This window comes from Rhodovulum viride (genome assembly GCF_003265965.1).
GTDB classification, from domain to species: Bacteria; Pseudomonadota; Alphaproteobacteria; order Rhodobacterales; family Rhodobacteraceae; genus Rhodovulum; species Rhodovulum kholense.
The window spans coordinates 1-2,686 of record NZ_MUAV01000065.1 but is presented as its reverse complement, the minus strand read 5'-3'; the positions used below and the strand labels follow the sequence as shown (position 1 = coordinate 2,686).

General features: G+C 63.5%; 2 protein-coding genes and 1 pseudogene. 1 reads left to right on the top strand and 2 read right to left on the bottom strand.

Annotated features, from left to right (window positions below; genetic code table 11):
- Nucleotides 1-22: 22 nt before the first annotated feature.
- The gene (locus BYZ73_RS20770; protein WP_112317519.1) at nt 23-406 is read right to left on the bottom strand and encodes an HNH endonuclease signature motif containing protein; all 384 of its coding nucleotides are present in this window, start codon (nt 404-406) and stop codon (nt 23-25) included.
- Between the two features lie 238 nt (nt 407-644).
- Between BYZ73_RS20770 and BYZ73_RS20765 the strand changes: the two genes are divergently transcribed.
- Complete coding sequence (locus BYZ73_RS20765; RefSeq protein ID WP_146746380.1) at nt 645-2,249, top strand: hypothetical protein; 1,605 nt, start codon at nt 645-647, stop codon at nt 2,247-2,249.
- Nucleotides 2,250-2,258: 9 nt separating this feature from the next.
- Here BYZ73_RS20765 and BYZ73_RS23000 read toward each other — a convergent pair.
- Nucleotides 2,259-2,686: pseudogene (locus tag BYZ73_RS23000) on the bottom strand (hypothetical protein); the annotation flags it as partial.

Below are 2,686 nucleotides of genomic sequence, written 5' to 3'. Positions count from 1 at the left end.
GATTTTTGGACACCCCCCGGTGTCAGGGACGCCCGAGCACCTCGCGGGCGGTCTTGCGGCTGTGGCAGCTCTTGCAGAGCGCCTGCCAGTTCGAGCGGTCCCAGAACCGGGCGCGGTCGCCCTCGTGCCGCGCGATGTGATCGACCTCGGTCGCCGGGGTCACCAGCCCCAGCCCCGCGCAATCGGCGCAGAGCGGATGGGTCTCAAGAAACGCCGCGCGCGCTGTCTTCCAGGCGGGGCTGGCATAGAGCTTCGCGCGGCGCCGGATCTCGTCGGCCGTCTTGATCTTCGCCCGCCGCGCGCGGTTCCGTTCGATCCGTTCCGCCCCGTGGTCCGGGCAGAGCGCGGCACCAGGCACGGCGAGGTCGTCGCAGCCCGAGGCCGCGCAGAGCTTGCGGATCGTCATGGGGGACGCCTCCCGGAACGCAAAGCGCCCGCAGCGGGGGTTCCGCTCCGGGCGCAGCTTGGGTGACGGCACTATGTCAACCGGGCTGGAGAAGCGTCAAGAAAAATGTTTCCGGGAGTGGGCAGCCACGGGTCAACGGGCGGCAATCCGGCACCCGACAACAGATGCCGTTTGGCACCTCAAATTCTTGCCTAGAGCACACTATCCGGCGAAGATCCCGCCATTGAAGGAGGATCGATTGCCTGCCGCTATTTTTGGAGTGATCGCCGCGCTTACCATCGCAATCCTTACCGTTGGGGTCCCGGACTTGAAATCCCATTGGTATGTTTGGGCCTACGCAATCCTCTTCTTGCTGATCCTAGGCCTGGTCAGTTTTGCATTGGAAAGCCCTAAGGATGCCAGCCGCATCACGCGCATTTTGAAACGCCGCGATGGACCGATGCTTTACACGGCAACGGTATCACGCGTTCTGAACGGTATGCCCCGCATCCTGACCCCGGAGAACGCGGAGGAAAACCCGCTTCCTTCGAAAGGCATTCTGGCGAAGATCGCTTGGTGGATCACTCCGCGCGCGGTGGACCAGGCCGACATCGAGCGGTTGCAAAGAAATCCCTGGTCCTGGCCGGTTCTGGACTTCGCGCTCAAGCTTGCGGTCCTGTACCCGCTGCTGCTGGCCTTCGTTCAGTGGGGAATAACTGGCCGGACGACCGGCATCGGCAGCTTACCGTTGTTTTTGGAAGAGGAGAGGGATCCGCTGCGCTACGCGGCAATCGGCGGGATTGCTCTCATGCTGGTTTCAGGCATTGTGGCGTCAGCCACTCAGCGGCCCAAGTTGAAAAAAGCCGCTGATATTCCGCTTCTCTTCGGATCCTCACTTGCAGTCCCAGTCGCATTTGGCGGCTTAGGCGGAGTTGCAGTCGCCATCGCAGGCGGAGGTGCAGTTGCGCTCGCAGTCATATTCGCAGGTTCATTTGCAGTCGCATGCGCAGTAGCATTCGCAATCACAGCCGCAAGTATAAGCGCAGTCTCAGGCGAAATCGGAATCTTAGGCGGATACGCCGTCGGAGATGCAGCCGTAGTTGCAGTCGCATTCGCAGGCATCGCGGGTATAGCCTGCCAGTACAAAAGGGGCCTTGCCGGATACGCGATTCTGCTTTCTATCCTGTTTGCGGCCTCATTCACAGCCATCCTCATGTTGCCAGACGTGAAAGCTGAACCAGGCGAATTCGAACCCCGCATTCTGCTCTTGCTCCTTGGCGTGTTCCCTATCGTGAACGCCGTGTTCGACTACTTTTCATATGGGGTGACGATCTGGCTGGTTCGCAAGGGCGCGTCAAAGGAGGGTGGCGGCACTCTCCTTCTGGGCGCGGCCGATGTTCTCTGCGCCGCCATGATATTCTTCGCGCTTTCGGCGTCGCTGGTTGCGATCATCGAGATGATCAACCGGCTTGCGGGCGGAACGGTCTTCGACGTGGCCGCCCTGCTGGAAGATATAGAGGGCCGGCCCGAGGATCACTGGTGGGTGTTTGGGATGATCTTTTCGACACTGATCCCGACACTGGTTCACCTGTTCATCGTGGCCCTCAGCGCGATCACCTGGCTGCCGCCAAAGGCGCGGGAGCGGATCGAGGCCGGGATTGCCGCCGGAAAGGACGACGGCGGCGCGTTTCAGGTGGCGGCCCTCGCCACCGCGTTGATCTACACGGCCTATGCCGCCTTGATCACCTATGGGGTCGTGGCGGGACTCACCTGGTTGTGGTCAGTCCGCGAACCCATCCTGACCACGTATCTGAACGCCATAAACTGGTGGGCCAAGCTGATCGGGGCCATCCCGGCAAGCTGAGACGTTCAATTACCCCCACGGCCGCATCGGCGGCATGTCCGGGGTGACCTCGATCCGCGTCAGGTCCGCGCCCTTGAGCGCCGCCTGCACTTCCAGCAGATAGCCCCACCAGTCGAGATAGGCCCGGCGCGCCGCCGCGATCCGGGCGGGCGTCGGGTCCCAGTGGCAGGGCGTGAAGCGCACCGCGTCGTGCACGATCACGCCCTTGCGGTTGCGACGCGGGATCGGCTGCCAGCCCTCGACCCCGAGCGTCGCCGCATCCGCCGTCTTCGCGTGGCGGCCCCAGCGGTTCACCGTCCTGTCGTCCGGCTTCAGCCGCGGGCGGGCGTCGGGCATCCAGTCGGGCGTGCGGCCCGCGCGGGCCAGGTCGGCGACCAGCGTCGCGGCGTACCAGGGCAGCGTGTTGCGGACCACGGTCGCGATCAGCTCGGCATCGT